Annotated in this window: 2 protein-coding genes; one reads left to right on the top strand and one right to left on the bottom strand. The window is 53.7% G+C overall.

All coding sequences use genetic code 11. The annotated features are described in order from the left end of the window. The coding region (locus tag GIW04_RS31120; RefSeq protein WP_236479665.1) for a hypothetical protein at positions 1–322 on the top strand (322 nt) is incomplete at its 5' end. 99 nt (positions 323–421) lie between these two features. Here GIW04_RS31120 and GIW04_RS31115 read toward each other — a convergent pair. Then, positions 422–739: a hypothetical protein gene (locus tag GIW04_RS31115; RefSeq protein ID WP_236479664.1), complete on the bottom strand. Its 318-nt coding sequence runs from the start codon at positions 737–739 to the stop codon at positions 422–424. Positions 740–741: the final 2 nt, after the last annotated feature.

Below are 741 nucleotides of genomic sequence, written 5' to 3'. Positions count from 1 at the left end.
CAACAAACAAGTGGGTTGGTTCAGTTCCAGTCAGCTGCATGATTATTTTTTGTTTGAAGAAAGAGGAGAACTGTCTACATCCCACGGCGAGTTTCGGGGGCTCGGAGGTGTGAATAAGATACAGCCCTCCACTGGCTCTCCCGCAAGGAAGTACCTGCTGCCGCCGCTCTTCTTGAAAAAAACGATCCACTCACCCAAGTCGGCGGGGTTCTGGATGACATGGGTGGCTGAAATCTGGCCTTCAGCATGGCGGGCTTTGACGTGTTCTCGTTTCATAACGGGCTTTCCAGAAAAACAAATGCCGCTCAAACCCAGGGTTTGAGCGGCATCTTTGTAGTGAATGCCCGACAGTTTAACGGATGCAGGCCGTCCCTGCAGGGTGATGGCTTTTTTTATCGGGTTTGAGGGATGAGCCTGTGGCTCAACCGGAAATGCACTCTTCCCCTGCCTTCTTCACGTCGCCCGGGCGGATGGGCACATTGGACATGCTTTCATAAAGCTTGATGCTGCTACCGCTGGAGCGGTCTTCAATTTCAAAGATTGCCGAGGGGTCTGCCGAGAATTTCTGCGGCACGATCACCTGAATACCGTCTTTATGGGGCTCGATCTGCGGCGGCCGACGGGTCGCCTCCAATTTGCGCACCACACACGCCGCATATTCCTGCGGTTTCTTCCCTGAGATGACCACCAATGTTGGCGGGGTCTGCTTGATATCTGCAACCGAAGCACACCCACCTATTG

It is taken from the genome of Pseudomonas sp. PA-4-8C, from assembly GCF_021606625.1.
GTDB classification, from domain to species: Bacteria; Pseudomonadota; Gammaproteobacteria; order Pseudomonadales; family Pseudomonadaceae; genus Aquipseudomonas; species Aquipseudomonas lactis.
The sequence above is the reverse complement of the archived record's forward strand: the minus strand, read 5'-3'. Positions and strand labels throughout refer to the sequence as shown.